The sequence below is a fragment of the Merdibacter massiliensis genome (assembly GCF_900155395.1).
In the GTDB taxonomy this organism is placed as follows: Bacteria; Bacillota_I; Bacilli_A; order Erysipelotrichales; family Erysipelotrichaceae; genus Merdibacter; species Merdibacter massiliensis.
In genome coordinates this window covers 285,069-301,012 of the sequence record NZ_LT699728.1, presented here as the reverse complement: position 1 = coordinate 301,012, position 15,944 = coordinate 285,069, and the positions used below count along the sequence as shown (strand labels likewise).

Below are 15,944 nucleotides of genomic sequence, written 5' to 3'. Positions count from 1 at the left end.
TTGTTCGACTGTACCCTTCATATTAGATATTTAATGAGTTAAACAGATTTGACTAATAGTGTTTGATAATTCCTACATTTTCGCACATTTTTTAAAGAACAAATTGTTTTATTTATTCTCAACCCATCGTAAGAAGGTATCTGGTGCTATATGTAGTTTCTTAGCGGCTGATCGAGCTGTTATTTTTTTATTGTACCAATCTATTTTAATTTGTTCGAAATTTTCAGGTATTTTTTTTCGGGGTCTTCCAAATTGAACACCTCGCATTTTCGCAGCAGCGATACCTTCTTTTTGACGCTGACGTATATTTTCACGTTCTGTTTGTGCTACATAAGATAAAATTTGTAATACAAGATCTGCAACAAATGTACCAGTTAGATCTTTTCCGGCATGGCGTGTATCAAGAAGTGGCATATCTAGGACAACAATGTTTGCCTTTTTTTCTCTTGTAATAATTCGCCATTGTTCTAAAATTTCTTCATAATTTCTTCCTAAACGATCAATTGATGTTATGACTAGGATGTCTTGTTCTTCTAATTTATAGAGTAAACGCTGATATTGTGGACGATTAAAATCTTTTCCGCTGAGTTTATCCATAAAAATATCTTTTTCGTTTACAGGAAAAGATTTTAATGCAATTAACTGTCTATCTACACATTGTTCTTTAGTAGAAACTCGTACATATCCATAAATATTTTTTTTCATTTACAATACCTCCTAATGTATCTATTGGATTTGTTTTATAAGAATGTCGAGATTTTTTTATAGATAAACTTACAGTGATTAAATAAATTATAGGTCATTTGATTTATCATAAGTAAATATTTCAAAAGGTGTTTTTAAACGAAAAAGGTTATTTATTATTCAAGCTGTTAAATTATATTGGCTCTTATCAGAGTTTATTTCTGAAAGGTATATATAGGTTTCAATTTTCAATTGGTAATTTATTTTAGGGAAGCATAGACAAAAAAAAGTGACAAAATAGAATATTGCTTTTGTCACTTAGACATACTTTATATATTCATGATGTATATCATCAAATATAAATGAATATGGAATTATATCTTAAAAAAATGAAAAATTTGATTTTTCATATCAAGTTCTGTTATTAGAAATTTTTTTCTGATTGATGCCTTTAATAAGATGTATATAATAACTGGTGATAATCACCATAAAGATTGCATATAAAATACGCTCTGAAATGTGAATGTCTTCTCCAAACACAATGTAAGCAGCAATGACAGTAAATACACTAACAAATAAGATGGATACAAGGATTGCAATAACTAGTTTGATCCATCGTGTAACATGTTTGCTTTTCATTGTTTCTATTAATCCTAAAAAAATCATTTCATATAAAAAATCCATCCTTTTCCTCCCAAGCTATATTCATTTTTGTTTCTATCACTAGTCTATCGAATTCGGCAATTATTAGTATACAGGGTATAGGATGTAATGTATATGTTGTTTTATAACTATGACAAAACTGTAATAGAATGGTTACTAATATAAAATATGAAATGTATCCCCTATAATTTTTTTAACTCATTAGCAAAAACATTAGCAGACACCTTTAAAAACACAAAAAAAGCCTTTAAATAAACAATGTCATTAAGTTAAATATGAGGGCTTTTAATTAGTAGAGCAGAAATCTTTTTTTGCTCTACTTTTTTATTTTATTCTTGACAAAAATGAAAATATGCGGCGTGGAGCTATGCTCCACGCTTTCGTAGGAAGTGTTAGGAGGTATCAATTATGTTCCTTATCTATACTTTCTTATTTGTTTCTATTATTTATTTCTGTAGGATTTTTGTTTTGGAGGTGATATCTTATGAGTTCTTTTTCTTCTAATGTCATCTCTGATTTAAACAAAATCATTGAGTCCCTGGCTGATAAATCCATTCATCGTTCTTTGGTGCTTGATCCTCAGAAAAATTTTATTCGTTCTTCTAAACTTGGAATCGTAGAAACCGTCCGATTCATTTTAGGTTCCGGTCCTTCTACTTTAAAAAATGAATTGCGTAACTTTTGTAAAGATACGAAAATTTCTGTATCAAGCAGCGCTATGGTCCAATCCAGAGCGAAACTTAAAGAAAATCTATTCTATTTCTTATTAGACTCATTAAATCAAAAGTATCCTTATAAGAAAACCTTTAAAGGCTATAAACTCATTGCGGTGGATGGAAGTAAGATCAATATCCCTTATAATCCAGACGATGTTTCTACTTTTCATAATGGCAAAAGAAAAACAGACAATACACAAGGGAAAGGTTATAACCAAGTGCATTTGAGTGCTGCTTACGATGTCCTGAATTCTAGATTTATAGATGCCATGATCAAAGGTATTAGGCAATATGATGAACGTATACAAATGATGCAGCTCGTTAGCTGCAATGAAAATGATAAAACCATTTGGATCGCTGATCGAGGCTATGAAGGAGCTAATCTGATTGAAAATTTAAAACAGAAAACAAAATTTATCATTCGCGCAAAAGATATTAATGGAGGGAATGGAATTATTACCGGTTTAGATATACCTGAAAGTGAACTTGATAAAGATATAGACCTGATATTTACTAATTACAATCGAAAGGAATATCAAAAACAGAAGTCAAAATATAAGATCATCCAAAAATCACAGGAATTTGATTTTTTAAATGAAGATACACATTTTTATAACACAACATGGAGGATTCTTAGATTCAAATTAAAGAACAATTATGAAGTGCTGATTACAAATTTAGAACGTGATGTGTTTTCTTGTGAAGATATAAAATATATTTACGGATTAAGATGGAACATCGAAATTGCCTTTAATTATTTAAAACACGATATAAACGTAATCAATTTTAAAAGTAGAAAAAAAGAATTCATCATACAGGAGATTTTGGCTAAACTTGTCATGTACAATCTATGTTCTATCATTAATACATATCTAGAGAGTCAAAGGAAACAAAAGATGAAGAAGAAGTTATTACATAAGATAAATTTTTCTAATGCCATCCATCTTATAATGGATGTCTTCTTCAAAACAAAAAGAAAAGGCGGAATTCCACCTAATCTCGATATACAAATAATTAGTGATACATCCCCAATTAGAAAAGGAAGAAGTTTTGTGAGATCTCCACATCCACAAAACTATACTGCATCTAATTATCGTATCTATTAACCACTACTACTATAACATATTTTTTAAAACTTTTGATAAAAGTTGTTTTTATCATGCCAAAAAAGCAAATTAATTCTCCTAAATAATAAAAGCCACAGGAAAATTTAACCCGTGACTTTTTAAGCCTTCTTAACTTAATGACATTGTTATTTAAAGGCTTTTTACGTATACTGGTGGAGGTGAGGGGAATCGAACCCCTGTCCAGAAACAGTCCCCCATACAGACATCTACAGCTTATCTCATGGCTGGATAATTTAACAGTTTGTGCATGAGCAAACATCTGTTAAATGTGTTTCTAAATTTTTGTGCAGAGAATCGAAACAAGTTCTCTGCCTTGAGTTCCACTAGATTAAGCTCACCAAGACAGCGCAGAACACTCTGTCAGTGGGAGGCTGCGAACCTATCGTCGGTTATTAAGCAGCGAAAGCAACGGCACGGTTTACACCGAACACGTTAGCTAATTTAGTTTTTGCGTTTAATTTAAGTTGATTATTACGTAATCACTCGGCTGCAGTCCATATCAGACATATCCCTGTCGAAACCAGAACACCCCCTGCTTTCGATAGGCATTCTCAGTGTATCACAAAACCGGGTATCCTTCAATGTTTTTGTTTGCTCAAAGCATGGCGACAGGCTATAATAACAGAGAAAGGGCGGATGTCAGATGTTTTTGGATGGTTTGGATGAACTTGATCAGAAAATCGTTCAGTTATTGATTCAAAATGCTCGAATGACATATTCACAGATAGGTGAACAGATCGGTATTTCACGTGTTGCGGTCAAGATGCGTGTGCAGGCCTTAGAAAAAAGAGGGGTGATCGAAGAATATACAACGATCATCAATCCGCAAAAGATTAGTGGAGCTATTTCTTGTTACTTTGAAATAATTACGGAGCCGGATCAACTGATGCACGTAGCTGAATTGTTAAATGCACAAGAAACAATTACGCAGATTTACCGCGTATCTGGAAAAAGCCGCTTGCATGTACATGCAGTGGCTTCATCGAATGAGGAATTAGAACGGCTGATGAAGGAAACGATCGATCGATTACCCGGTGTTTTAGAATGCAGCTGTCACATTATTTTATCCAGGATCAAAGATATCAAGGGACTTCGCTTATAGTCCCTTTTTTGTTAGATGCATCAATTGTGTCAAATCCTTTGGCAGCGGACAAGAAATGGTCAGCATTTGCTGCGTCAATGGATGGAAAAGTGAAATCGTTGCTGAATGCAAAGCTAATCGGCCGCTTCTTTTTTTCTTTCTGCCATATAATGGGTCATTGACCAAAGGATAGCCGTGTGCGCTCAGATGGACACGTATCTGATGGGTACGTCCTGTTTCCAGCGTACAGCGGATCAAAGAACGATTTGTTCTCTCATCATATTGCAGCAATGCTGCTTTGGTACAAGCAGGTTTTCCTTTCGGATAGGTGATATAACGACGAGCATCATGGCGGTCTCTGCCGATCGGATCTGTATACACTTGTTTCTTGTTTGGAAATTTTCCTTCGACGACTGCAAGATAACTGCGGTGGATCTGTTTGCTTTCCATCCAATGATCCAGCAGAGGCTGCAATAGTGGATATTTACAAAAAAGCAGGATGCCGCTGGTCTCTTGATCTAAACGATGCAAGGGACGAACAGGACACGTTTGTTGGCTTTGCATAAAGTAATACTGCACACAATTGCAAACTGTATGATCTGTGTTGATGCCATCGCTATGTACCAGCATATGAGGTTCTTTATTGATGACGAGGAATATATCGTCCTCATATAAGATATCAATGGCGTGTGCATAAGAAGGAATCGATTCAGATGGGAAAACAGATTGGATCATGAGAAGATCGCCGTTTTGCAAAGACTTATTTTGTTTTTGTATGTTGCCATTGACCGTGATCAAAGCATTTTGATATAACAAATAACGTGTCTTTTTAGAAAGAAAAAGATCTTGCAGTATCTGATCGATACTGGTCTTTTGTGAAATAGGAATGGAAAGCTGTTGATCAGTAATTGTAAATTTCATATTGTTCCTCGCTTTTCTTCATCTTAACGAATTGTACATTTGATGTCAACGCCAGATATTTCATAACGAATTGATATTTTTTAACCGTATATTTACATAAAAGGTGATAAGATAAAAATGGATAAGGAAAGAGGATGAGAGGATGAAAATAGCTGCGATTGTAGTTGTCATCATCATGGTGACAGCAGCTAAAGAATTGTACATGCAGTGTAAGGAAGAAGCACAAATGCATTCGAAACACTAATGTACTTTTTTATTGTAAAGCGATGAGTTGATTTCGTATAATAAAGATGAAGAGAGGTGGCAACATGAAAAAGTTTATGATTTCTTTTGCTGGCGTGCTATGCTTTCTCATTATTTTTATGCTTTGTTATGGATTCATAGCAAAGATCAATAATGAATTGTTTGGTATATTAGCATGGCAAAGCACAATGATGGTTGGCATCATCAGCTGGTTTCTTCTTTTGTTTTTCATTGTTCCACTGGATTATCTGATCAGCAAGGCAATCGTGCATAAAATACAAAAAGCTTTAGAACACCGTTTCACAGACACTTATTATCCATAATAAGTTAATGCATATTTTTCTGATCAAATAAATGCATCTAGCATGACGACAGTATAGAGTTATGTTATACTGACGATGTAAAGAAAAGAATAATGACAGGAGGAAAGAGAAATGAAAGTATTTAAGTGTGAGATTTGTGGAAATATCATTGAAAAAGTTGTCGATAAAGGTGTACCGGTTATGTGCTGTGGAAAGCCGATGGTTGAATTAACAGCAAATACGACAGATGGTGCATTAGAGAAACACGTGCCAGCTGCAGAAGTAAAAGATGGCAAGCTGGAAGTAGTCGTTGGTTCTGTTGAACATCCAATGCTGCCAGAGCACTACATTACTAATATTTGGGCAGTAGCAGGCAATCAGGTATTGCGTGCAGATCTGCAGCCGGGTGCTGCACCTAAAGCAGTATTTGCATTAGGTGATTATAAAGGCAAAGTGGAAGTTTACGAGTACTGCAACCTGCATGGTTTGTGGAAAACAGAAGTAGAAGCATAATTTGATAAACAGAAATAAAGGTTTTTGAATAGAAAAGGACCAGGGTCATTGTCTAAAAACAATGTCTTGGTCCTTTTAATTGTTCAAAAATAAATGAAGAAATTCTTCCAAATCATTTGATTTCATCAGTTTCTTCGCTTTTTCTTCATCGTCCAGGATTTCGGAAATGCGGCCAAACAGATCGTCAAATTCATCCGCATGCTGTTCATTGCGGCTCAAACAAATCAATAAGACAATTTTTACTTTCTTGTCATTCCATTCGATTGCATTATTCAGCGTACAAACCGCAATCTTGTTAAAAAGGCCTTCTTTTTTGATTGGATGAGGAAGAGCAAGAAAATTTCCATAGGCTGTAGGGGCTACTTTTTCTCTTTCTAAAACCAGCTTTTCATAATTTGCTTCCACATAGCCTTTGCTTTTTAATTTTTCGCATAGAAAATCGATGACTTGTTCTTTTGTAGAAAAGTCCATTCTCGGATAAAACAAATCAGCCTCAAAAAAGTTTGCACAGGGAGAATCCTTTTTGTGATGATTGAGAAAAAAGAAGATATTTTCGATATCCTTGTCATTTAGAAGATTTCTAACGATATAGACAGGATAGTCAGACAGGGAGATCTTATCATCAAAACTGATGATCAGATCCGGTTTGATTTCCTTTACTCTATCGAGGTCAAAAGCAGAAAGCACACCTTTGATCTCGATTTCATACTGATGAATACGGGCAAGTCTTTTTTTAAAATATTGTACGCCTGAGTTTCCCACAGGAGATACGATGACAACATATTTCTTATGGGAACTGTCTGCACGTTCCAAAGAACCCATTAAATGCAGTGTTAAGTAGCTGATTTCATCTTCGTACAAACTGATATGAAAATAGTTTTGTATCTGATCGGCCATGTATACGCTGATATCATACAAAATAGGAAATCGCTTTTTGATGTCTTCTAACATTGGATTGCGTAGATACGTGCTGTACTTGATCCTGTTTTGCAGATTTACCAGATGGCTTAATAAATTATCCTTTAACTTTTCATCTTTTTGAAAATCAAAACCATAGATTTCATTGACATCTTTCAATATCAGATTGATCAGCATCGATAACTTCTTTGATTCATCTTCCGATCGTATATTTATTTTCCCGGCAAATAAGGAAGCCAGATACATTAATTCATTATTGTCTAAAGTGATATCGATCATTGTATGCAGCATCGCATAGTAACGTTTTCCCAATTCTAAATAATATGGATTGATTTCCATATCATTTTCATATAGGATACTGTGATCATGCAGGATACGGTCAATCATGATCGTCACATGAAGGATGAAAGAGATAAACTGGATATCTTTTATCTTGATCTTATTTTCGCGAAAAAAAGCAATCGTGTTTTTTTCTAATTCTTTCAGATCGATCGATTTGCTGAAAAAGTTTTGATAATCATTGATATTCAGCGTATTCGAGCTAAATTCATGTAAAAGATAGTATGACATTACTTTGCGTTTATCTTCTTCTGTTCCAATCAGTATCAAATGATTTTTCCGCCGTACGATATCGACATGGATATTGCTGTTTTCCAGCTTCTGGTTAATTCTTTTGACGATGCGCAGCAGGGAAGTAGAACTCATGAACAATTCATCGCTCAGATTTTCAATATCGTTTTCTGAAGCAGACAAGATCTTTTTCAATACTTTGAAATCTTGGGTATCTCCATCTTCATCTCTGGAGAGATGATAATGGATCTTTTGTAAAAACTGTTTATTATTCAATCTGTATCCGCTGGATTGCAGTATGGAAATACTGTCTGGATATATTTTGTTGATAGTGTGAATATCATTTCGTATGGTTCTGGAAGATACATGTAAGATACTAGCCAGCTGCTGTGAAGTAAGAATATCATTTTTGCTTAATTCTTTCACAATTTCTGCTTGTCGATTGGTAATAGTATTCATGCTGCCTCTACTTTCTATACACCCTTCCTAACAATTGACAGTTTCATAGGGGATGTCAAAATGTTTATGTGGGATATGCAATAAGCAGGCAATCCCTAATGACTGAAGGGCGCACATGGCGCCGCTTCATCATTATATTAGAATCATTTAATCATTTGCATTTTCTTCTTTTAACAATGCTTTTTCTTGAACCTTAAAGAATGGGAAATAGATAACTGCATCTATGATAATCAGAATAACGACTAAAATCAAGGCACGGATATCCATTGTAGATAAGAAACTTCCGAAGATGGAAGGCATGTTCCATGATAACATGGCGAATGATTTTCCAATCAAGCCGATGCTTGTGCAGATATAAGCGATAAAGCAGTTCAAAGTAGATGTCAAGATAAATGGAATGAAAAAGATCGGGTTTAACATCAGTGGTACTCCAAAGATGATCGGTTCAGAGATATTAAAGAAAGCTGGAATGATACCAACGCGGCCAACGGTTTTTAACTGTTTTGATTTGGAACGGCAAAGCAGGATCGCAAGCGCCAGTACGGATCCGCATCCGCCAATGATGACAAAGTATACCCAGAATGGAGTCGTAAAGATACGAGGCATTGTTTCTCCAGCCAACTTAGCTGCAGCATTCACAGAAAGTCCGCTTTCGCGAATAGGAGCAAGGATTCCGGAAAAAGCAGCATCGTGGACACCAAAGAACCAGAACAATTGCACGAATGCGGTCATGATGACAGTTGCTGGAAGGCTGTCTGCAATCGTAAAGGCCGGTGCCAGCGTTGTATAGATCCATCCCGGCATCGTTGTCTGCATGTTGTAGAAAATAATGAATAAAACAGAATATAAAGCGATGATGACAACACCTGGGCAAAGAGAAGCAAATGTCTCAGACAGAGAAGCTGGTACAGAATCAGGAAGTTTGATTCGTCCAAAATTTTTGCTTCGCATGATGCGGTACAATTCAACAGTTACGATGGAAATGAAAATAGCGGCAAGGATCCCTTTTCCATCCATATAAGAAATCTCTGCACTCTTAGAATCAAATCCCAGTTCAATGGGAGCGACAGAAGTTAAGATAAACCCGCAAAGAGACAATAGGATCGGTAATAAATTGTCCAGTTTATAAGATTTTGCTAAAAAGCTGGTCAGTGCAATCACAATATAAAGCGACATGGCTCCCATCGTGATCGTATTGATCCAGGAGAGGATCGTGCTGTTGCTGGTAGCAAAATTTGACCATGCTAATAAAAATCCATTGGTTGTGTTTTCTGTCACAGGTGCTGCAGAAATAACGGAAACGATACCGCCGGCTAATGTGATCGGCATGATACAGATAAAAGCATCACGTATCGCTTTTAAATGTCGCTGTGTGGAAAACTTCGTCGCAAAAGGCATCAATTTTCTTTCTAGAAACGATGTAAAAGTATTCATCATAATATCCCTCTCTTTTTAACTACTAAATGTTATATTTTTTTTGAATCTCCTGAAAGATTGCTTTTCCGTTCATGATTCCATAATACTGCGGAGGAATCGTATCGACCGGAATATCGACTGATTCTTCAATCTGTCCTTTTAGATGACGGATTTGCGGACCGATCAAAATCAGCTGATATCCTTCATCCATGTGATCAAGATATTCTGCTTCTCCATAAGCTTTGCATTCCAGTTTGCCTTCACTGGCTTCTTCGATCTTCTTAGCCAGTATTCCTGTAGACATACCTGCATTGCAGACTAACATTACTTTCATAAATTCCATTCCTTTCTTTTTATTTTTTCGCCGTTGCTTTCTATGATTTCTTTGAACCAATCATAACTTTTTTTAGGCTTGCGGGTTAATTGCGGATCATCAAAATCAATTGCAACCAATCCATAACGTTTTTCAACACCGTTTTTCCATGAATACAGGTCAAAACTGCTCCATGCATAGTAACCTCGGATATCGACTCCCTTATCCGCTGCATTCATCATGGAATTGATGTGGTCATTCATGAAAGAAATACGATAATCATCCTGTACCTGATCAACTTTGACATCTTCCCGCACACCGACGCCATTTTCCGTGATGAAGATCGGTAAATGATATCGTTCATATACATCGATCAATCCTTTTTCCAGACCTTGCGGATAAATTTCAGTGTCCCATTCTGTGTAGATGGCATCCGGATTTTTCATAATTTGTTCAAACCATCCTTTGATGACGATCTTGCTTTCTCCTTTGAAATTTTTCCCTTGGTTATTGACTACAAAAGTGGTCTCCCCGCTTTTATATGGACGAACGAGAATGCGTGAATAATAGTTCAGTCCAAGAAAATCCACGGTATTTTCCTTTATGACTTTCAGTTCTTCATCTTTTATGAAGGAAAGATCATATTTCTGTGATAACACACATAACAGATCAAAAGGAATTTCTCCTTTGGCAGCCGTATCCAATATCCAATTGTTTGCATAATTATCGGCATAGCGCATAGCGATCCGCGTTTGCAAGCTGTCATCGACGCCGTCCACTGGACCAAAACTGTGAACGATTCCGATTTGACCTGGATAATGACCTTGGCGGAAAGCCCTGACACCCAGCGCACTTGCGTACATAACATGATAAGCAGCTGTGATCATTTCCTGTACGCTTTGGTGTCCCGGCGGATAGTTTCCAACCAGATAACCACTGAACGTGAACCATTTAGGTTCGTTAAAAGTAACCCAGTGCTCGACAAGATCATGAAAATGATCAAAGCAGACTTTTGCATAGTGTTCATAGGCGTAACAAGTCTGTTTGTTGAGCCAACCGCCTTCTTCTTCCCAATATTGCGGAAGATCCCAGTGGTAAATTGTAACAAAAGGAACGATGTTGTTCTTTTTGCAGGTCAGCAGAAGATCTCGATAAAAAGCAATTCCTTTTTCATTGACATTTCCTTCTTTGTCTTTGATAATGCGCGGCCATGACAAGGATAAGCGATATGTATTCTGTCCACCTTTGGCCATCATTTCAATATCTTCTTTGTAGTGATGATAGTGATCGCTGGCAATATCTCCATTTTCATAATTTCCATCATGAAGATAAACGTCCCACATGCTTGGTGCACGATCATCAACGTTCCAGGCTCCTTCACACTGATAAGAAGCAGTTGCGCTTCCCCATAAAAAATCTTTTCTAAGCGGCACTTTAATACTCCTTTCTTTTTGCTAAAATTTCATAGACAGCAAATAGTTCTTTTGCCATATCACAAACGACTTCCGAACTGGCTACATGGTCTTCAGCGTGAATCAACAGCAAATTCGCTGGTACATCATTTTGAGAAGCCATTTCTCTCAGCAGCTGAGCATGTGTCTTTTGTGAAAGCAGCAGTTCTTGTTTCGCATCATCTAATAAGGAAACAGCATGATCAAAATTCTTTTTTTTGATTTCATCGATTGCTTCATAGGCGTTGCCTCGTGCATTTCCACTATGCAATATCATTTGCATGCAGCTCACTTCAATATCCATTCATTATCTCCTTTCTGTCTTACATTTTATTGTAAATATTTATGAATCATTTGAAAAAACAGAATTTTCCACTTTAAAGTGGAAATGGTTGATTTTCTTTGCCTATGTATGAAATAAGGAATGAAAAAAGTCCAAGATCGTTCTGCAAAAATAAAAGATCTTAGACTGTTCTGTGTTGAGCATTCTTATGTTGTTTCCATGAGCAAGCAGAGGGTGACATGGATAAGACAGGAAAGAATTCTTAAAGAGGGAGGAACTGTATCTTTAGATGATGATACAAGCAATCAAAACAGCAAAACATGCATGAAGGAGTCGATAGCGAAGAAATGTCAGATAAGAAAAAGGGTGATGCTGCAAAGAAGAGAGAATTTGTAAGTGCACGCATAAGCCGCCAAATGCAAGCAAAGCCACTGTAATGAGCAGTTTTATCTTTATAGGAAGAGAAAGGGTTGCACAAAGCAGCACACCGCTGCTGAACTCGGCAATCAATTGAAAAGGAAGGATGAGAAAAGAGGGCAGAAAAAATTGCAGGATGGAGGCAATGGAAAGAAATAATAACAAATAGACACCGATCAGCAGCATGGATCGAACACTATACCAGATCGAATCAGACAAAGCAGAAAAAAGGGATGGAACATGCGAAGAAGACAAAGAGGGAATGACGATTTGTTTCCTGGTCATAAATAATAAAATACATCCGCCAATGATGATACAGAAATAGAGTTTCCAGCCAACAGCGATGTCTTGATATAGGGTACCTAGGGTCAGGATAACAAAGCCTGGTGTTGGAAAACAACAACAGAGCAATAACCGGCGCATTCCTTCTGCATTGAGATGATGTTCTTCATAAGCTTGGTCAATAAACAAAGATCCTGCTGGAAATCCTAACAGCATGGGGCAAACCACATAAGCGATCCCATTGTTTTTCATATGAAAGATCCGATTGAAAAAGGAGGAACCCAGGGCATCAAAACCTTGACGTAGATAGAGAAAGCGAATAAGGATCATGGGAACCAGCATGCCGGGAATCAAAGTGTTCCACCAGATTTTTAAAGACATGACGACGCTGGAACTGACCGCATTGCCAAAAAAGAAAAGCAGCAGGATCAGCAGATAAAGACAAGCATATTCGAATCGACGCATTTCCATCACCATTGTATTGTATGTAGAAACAGTGCAAATTTTGCGTTTTGAATCAAAATGTGATAGATTATAGGGATGAATAAAAGGGGGAGTGCAATATGATGCGTTTATTGGTCCGCTTTTTTGTAAAAGATCATGAACAAACAGAAAATGAACATGTCCGCAAGGCAATCGGGAATGTAACAGCTACTGTTGGAGTGATCAATAATGTTTTTTTGTGCATTTTTAAATTTGTTGCGGGTACTTTAGCAAACAGTGTATCTATTACAGCAGATGCAATCAATAACTTATCAGATGCAGGAAGTTCCATCATCTCTTTAATCAGTTTTCGTTTGTCCAGCCGTCCGGCAGATGCCAAACATCCCTTTGGTCATGCACGATATGAATGTCTTGCTTCTTTATTGGTCGCTGTATTGATCTTATATTTAGGAGTAGAGATGGTTCAGCAGAGTTTTCAAAAAATCTTGCATCCGGAAGAAATTATATTCTCATGGGTAGCGATCATCGTGCTGCTGGCATCGATCTTGGTAAAGGTCTGGATGTATACCTATAATCATGCTTATGGAAAACGTCTGCATTCTTCACTGTTGGAAGCAACAGCTGCAGACTCTCTTTCGGATGTGTTAGGAACCAGTGCGGTGTTGTTATCTACAATCTTATCACCGGTTCTAAAATTTAATCTGGACGGCTATATGGGCATGATCGTAGCCGCATTTATCCTTTATACAGGGATCTCGCTTATCCGCAGCGCATTAGATGATTTATTAGGAAAGGCGCCTGATCCGGAACTGGTACAGGAAATCTATGAGCGTATAAAGAAATATGACGGGGTCTTAGGTGTCCATGATATGATCGTGCATGATTATGGACCGAATCGCCTGTTTGTCAGTGTCCATGTGGAGGTCGATTATCGCAGGGATATTTTTGAAAGCCATGACATGGTGGATAATATCGAAAAAGAGATCAAAGAAGAAATGGGTATTGAAACAGTCGTCCATATGGATCCGATCCGTACGGATGATGCACTTACAAATGAGCTGAAAGAAATGGTACGCAAGATCTTGGATAAAGTGGATGGCCGTTTGACTTTTCATGATTTTCGAGTAGTGCCGGGGACCACGCATACAAATATGATATTTGATGTGGTCGTTCCTTTTGGCATCGCGAGCTCAGATGAACAATTGATGAAACAGATCACAGATCTGGTTCATGAACAGCGACCGGAATGTTATGCAGTGATCACTTTCGATCACGCCTATACGAGTGATGAAAAAAGAGAAGAAGGAGACAAATAAAACGATGGGATTTTCATCGTTTTTTCTATATTTTGTCGATGAAATGGCGCTTGACGGTGAACTGGTGCATAGTATAATACCTGACTTTAGAGGTTGAATAGTAAAAAATGGTGCAACACTCGATATTTGATTATCGAGTATGCATCATTTTTATTTGTTTATCTGTTAGATAATAATTTGTTATTGGTTGATTTAATTTTTTGGATAGATCTGTTACGAATTCTTTGCTGGTTAATAGATTTATGAATCTTGTTGAGTTGATTCTTACAACTCGAAATTTTCTCATGAAATCGTATATTGTACTTGCTGAGTATTTATTTTCCAGAATCTTGAATTGAAGGATTCGTGATAATAACACGGCTGTGTAACAGATGAAGAAATGACCTTTGATCCGATTTTCTTTTTGTAGATAGACCGGACGTGTATCAAGTTCGGACTTCATGATGCGGAAGGATTCTTCGATTTGCCAAAGCTGATGATAAGCATTGTATATGTCTTTTGATGACATATTGATTTCAGATGTTACGAGCATATTATATCCGGCTAGTTCTTTGTCTTTGTCTATAGCTTTTTGATTTAGCTGGGGTTTTATACTTTTCCCCTGATCATCTAGAAACTGCATATATTTTGATGATTCACCATATTCTTCTTTTTTGGCCTGGCATGCACGGTGTGCCTTGGCTTTTTCAATCATTCTATTGATTTCCATCAGTTTCTTCTTTGCGAGACTGAAGTTATAGGTAACTGTTCTTTTTTCTTTTATATTACGAGTTATTACATTCCCATATTCATCCTTGTATGAATAAGTAAACGTATCGATGCATTCCTTGATTTTATAAACGGGTTCTCCGTTCTGATCAAACACTGTTTCGAATCCGTCATCAAGAAGAACCCATTGTCTTTCTCTTTCAGGAAGGGTTTTTACAGATTTCGAAAACAGATAGCCATCTCCATTATCAATAGCTTCAATAATATTTTTAGCACAGTTAAGGCCTTTATCAGCTATTTGGATGGTACGGCCCTTGATATTGTTTCTTGATTTCAAATCGTGGATTAGATCACGCATGACCGGCTTTTCAGATTCATTGCCTGGGAATATCTTCATGCCGATTGGTAACATCTGTGCGTCTAAAAGAAGGCCCATTCCCACAATAGGGTCTCTTCGATTTTCTTTGGAAGGCCCTCTTTTTTGAAGAGTAGATTCCTTATCGATTTCAAAATAATAGTTTGTACAATCAAAATAAGAACGGCTGGAATCCAGAATAAAATTGTCATCAGTCGCAACGGTCAGTATTTCAACCAGTTTCTCATATTCTTCGCCCATGAATTCCAAGCCCTCTAGGAGTTGATCATAACTGAAGTTTTTTTGAACAGATAGCTTTGGAAGAATATCATGAAAAGTCTGATGTTTAGATAAAGGCGCAACAACACGAGCATATACAAGAGCGGAAAAGACATCATATACATCGAACTCGAATTTCCTTGAAGAACTTAAATACCCAAAATGTTCTTTTACATCCAGCATGTTCAAGATTTTCGCAATTGGCACATAACCCAGACACAGTTCTGGTGAAATGTCGGAAATCTGTTGAAAGTTGATGCGACACTTTTCTGTCTCCCGTTTAGAATTCAGTTCATTGACTTCTTTCTGAAAATGAGAGATTGGATCATCTATACCCTGTTCGATAAGAGCATCAACGAAACCGATTTTACGAAAACTTTTATGTCGAGTGTTTTTAGTTTCTGGAGAATAAAAACTCTCATAGATGGAAAGATAAAGTCTGTCATTTCGTTTTGTTTTTTTAAGAAAATAGGCCATAGAAAG

Annotated in this window: 15 protein-coding genes and 1 other RNA gene; 5 read left to right on the top strand and 11 right to left on the bottom strand. The window is 36.7% G+C overall.

What is annotated here, in order from left to right:
• Positions 1-108: 108 nt before the first annotated feature.
• Positions 109-705: a recombinase family protein gene (locus BQ9859_RS11575; protein WP_075878310.1), complete on the bottom strand. Its 597-nt coding sequence runs from the start codon at positions 703-705 to the stop codon at positions 109-111.
• A gap of 390 nt (positions 706-1,095) precedes the next feature.
• A complete protein-coding gene (locus BQ9859_RS11570) occupies positions 1,096-1,368 on the bottom strand; it encodes a hypothetical protein (RefSeq protein ID WP_075878309.1) in 273 nt (90 codons plus the stop codon).
• A 463-nt stretch (positions 1,369-1,831) separates the two neighbouring features.
• Between BQ9859_RS11570 and BQ9859_RS11565 the strand changes: the two genes are divergently transcribed.
• Positions 1,832-3,169 (top strand): IS4 family transposase, encoded by a 1,338-nt coding sequence (locus BQ9859_RS11565; RefSeq protein ID WP_075878308.1) that lies wholly within the window; start codon positions 1,832-1,834, stop codon positions 3,167-3,169.
• Positions 3,170-3,340: 171 nt separating this feature from the next.
• On the opposite strand, the gene ssrA is transcribed toward BQ9859_RS11565, so the two are convergent.
• Positions 3,341-3,723: a transfer-messenger RNA gene (ssrA, locus tag BQ9859_RS11560) on the bottom strand.
• Positions 3,724-3,833: 110 nt separating this feature from the next.
• Here ssrA and BQ9859_RS11555 point away from each other — a divergent pair.
• The gene (locus tag BQ9859_RS11555) at positions 3,834-4,292 is read left to right on the top strand and encodes an Lrp/AsnC family transcriptional regulator (RefSeq protein ID WP_075878307.1); all 459 of its coding nucleotides are present in this window, start codon (positions 3,834-3,836) and stop codon (positions 4,290-4,292) included.
• Here BQ9859_RS11555 and BQ9859_RS11550 read toward each other — a convergent pair.
• Positions 4,287-5,192: an RluA family pseudouridine synthase gene (locus tag BQ9859_RS11550; protein WP_075878306.1), complete on the bottom strand. Its 906-nt coding sequence runs from the start codon at positions 5,190-5,192 to the stop codon at positions 4,287-4,289. The two genes, BQ9859_RS11555 and BQ9859_RS11550, sit on opposite strands and share 6 nt — an antisense overlap.
• 308 nt (positions 5,193-5,500) lie before the next feature.
• On the opposite strand from BQ9859_RS11550, the gene BQ9859_RS11545 reads away from it, so the two are divergent.
• Both BQ9859_RS11545 and BQ9859_RS11540 read left to right on the top strand, forming a co-directional pair.
• Entirely contained in the window at positions 5,501-5,758 is a 258-nt protein-coding gene (locus BQ9859_RS11545) for a hypothetical protein (RefSeq protein WP_075878305.1), read from the top strand.
• Positions 5,759-5,869: 111 nt separating this feature from the next.
• Positions 5,870-6,250, top strand: coding sequence for a desulfoferrodoxin family protein (locus tag BQ9859_RS11540; protein ID WP_075878304.1), 381 nt, complete (start codon positions 5,870-5,872; stop codon positions 6,248-6,250).
• A gap of 75 nt (positions 6,251-6,325) precedes the next feature.
• Here BQ9859_RS11540 and BQ9859_RS11535 read toward each other — a convergent pair whose 3' ends face one another.
• The 6 genes from BQ9859_RS11535 to BQ9859_RS11510 form a co-directional block, all read right to left on the bottom strand.
• A complete protein-coding gene (locus BQ9859_RS11535; RefSeq protein WP_075878303.1) occupies positions 6,326-8,197 on the bottom strand; it encodes a BglG family transcription antiterminator in 1,872 nt (623 codons plus the stop codon).
• 147 nt (positions 8,198-8,344) lie between these two features.
• Positions 8,345-9,634, bottom strand: a complete 1,290-nt coding sequence (locus BQ9859_RS11530) for a PTS sugar transporter subunit IIC (protein WP_235846442.1) — start codon at positions 9,632-9,634, stop codon at positions 8,345-8,347.
• Between the two features lie 22 nt (positions 9,635-9,656).
• The gene (locus BQ9859_RS11525) at positions 9,657-9,947 is read right to left on the bottom strand and encodes a PTS sugar transporter subunit IIB (protein WP_075878302.1); all 291 of its coding nucleotides are present in this window, start codon (positions 9,945-9,947) and stop codon (positions 9,657-9,659) included.
• Positions 9,944-11,359 carry a glycoside hydrolase family 1 protein gene (locus BQ9859_RS11520; RefSeq protein WP_075878301.1) on the bottom strand — a complete coding sequence of 472 codons (1,416 nt, stop codon included), beginning with the start codon at positions 11,357-11,359 and terminating at the stop codon, positions 9,944-9,946. The genes BQ9859_RS11525 and BQ9859_RS11520 overlap by 4 nt, the downstream gene beginning before the upstream one ends.
• A 1-nt stretch (position 11,360) precedes the next feature.
• The gene (locus BQ9859_RS11515) at positions 11,361-11,681 is read right to left on the bottom strand and encodes a PTS sugar transporter subunit IIA (protein WP_075878300.1); all 321 of its coding nucleotides are present in this window, start codon (positions 11,679-11,681) and stop codon (positions 11,361-11,363) included.
• A gap of 264 nt (positions 11,682-11,945) precedes the next feature.
• A complete protein-coding gene (locus BQ9859_RS11510; RefSeq protein WP_075878299.1) occupies positions 11,946-12,824 on the bottom strand; it encodes a hypothetical protein in 879 nt (292 codons plus the stop codon).
• A gap of 98 nt (positions 12,825-12,922) precedes the next feature.
• On the opposite strand from BQ9859_RS11510, the gene BQ9859_RS11505 reads away from it, so the two are divergent.
• The gene (locus BQ9859_RS11505; RefSeq protein ID WP_075878298.1) at positions 12,923-14,119 is read left to right on the top strand and encodes a cation diffusion facilitator family transporter; all 1,197 of its coding nucleotides are present in this window, start codon (positions 12,923-12,925) and stop codon (positions 14,117-14,119) included.
• A gap of 130 nt (positions 14,120-14,249) precedes the next feature.
• Here the strand turns inward: BQ9859_RS11505 and BQ9859_RS11500 are convergent, their stop codons facing one another.
• Positions 14,250-15,938, bottom strand: a complete 1,689-nt coding sequence (locus BQ9859_RS11500) for an IS1634 family transposase (RefSeq protein WP_075878297.1) — start codon at positions 15,936-15,938, stop codon at positions 14,250-14,252.
• Between the last annotated feature and the right edge of the window lie 6 nt (positions 15,939-15,944).

Coding starts and splice junctions, on each gene's coding strand:
- BQ9859_RS11545 (WP_075878305.1), top strand. CDS start 5,501: ATGAAAAAGTTTATGATTTCTTTTGCTGGCGTGCTATGCTTTCTCATT.
- BQ9859_RS11535 (WP_075878303.1), bottom strand. CDS start 8,197: ATGAATACTATTACCAATCGACAAGCAGAAATTGTGAAAGAATTAAGC.
- BQ9859_RS11565 (WP_075878308.1), top strand. CDS start 1,832: ATGAGTTCTTTTTCTTCTAATGTCATCTCTGATTTAAACAAAATCATT.
- BQ9859_RS11500 (WP_075878297.1), bottom strand. CDS start 15,938: ATGGCCTATTTTCTTAAAAAAACAAAACGAAATGACAGACTTTATCTT.
- BQ9859_RS11540 (WP_075878304.1), top strand. CDS start 5,870: ATGAAAGTATTTAAGTGTGAGATTTGTGGAAATATCATTGAAAAAGTT.
- BQ9859_RS11515 (WP_075878300.1), bottom strand. CDS start 11,681: ATGGATATTGAAGTGAGCTGCATGCAAATGATATTGCATAGTGGAAAT.
- BQ9859_RS11525 (WP_075878302.1), bottom strand. CDS start 9,947: ATGAAAGTAATGTTAGTCTGCAATGCAGGTATGTCTACAGGAATACTG.
- BQ9859_RS11550 (WP_075878306.1), bottom strand. CDS start 5,192: ATGAAATTTACAATTACTGATCAACAGCTTTCCATTCCTATTTCACAA.
- BQ9859_RS11505 (WP_075878298.1), top strand. CDS start 12,923: ATGATGCGTTTATTGGTCCGCTTTTTTGTAAAAGATCATGAACAAACA.
- BQ9859_RS11570 (WP_075878309.1), bottom strand. CDS start 1,368: ATGGATTTTTTATATGAAATGATTTTTTTAGGATTAATAGAAACAATG.
- BQ9859_RS11575 (WP_075878310.1), bottom strand. CDS start 705: ATGAAAAAAAATATTTATGGATATGTACGAGTTTCTACTAAAGAACAA.
- BQ9859_RS11555 (WP_075878307.1), top strand. CDS start 3,834: ATGTTTTTGGATGGTTTGGATGAACTTGATCAGAAAATCGTTCAGTTA.
- BQ9859_RS11530 (WP_235846442.1), bottom strand. CDS start 9,634: ATGATGAATACTTTTACATCGTTTCTAGAAAGAAAATTGATGCCTTTT.
- BQ9859_RS11510 (WP_075878299.1), bottom strand. CDS start 12,824: ATGCGTCGATTCGAATATGCTTGTCTTTATCTGCTGATCCTGCTGCTT.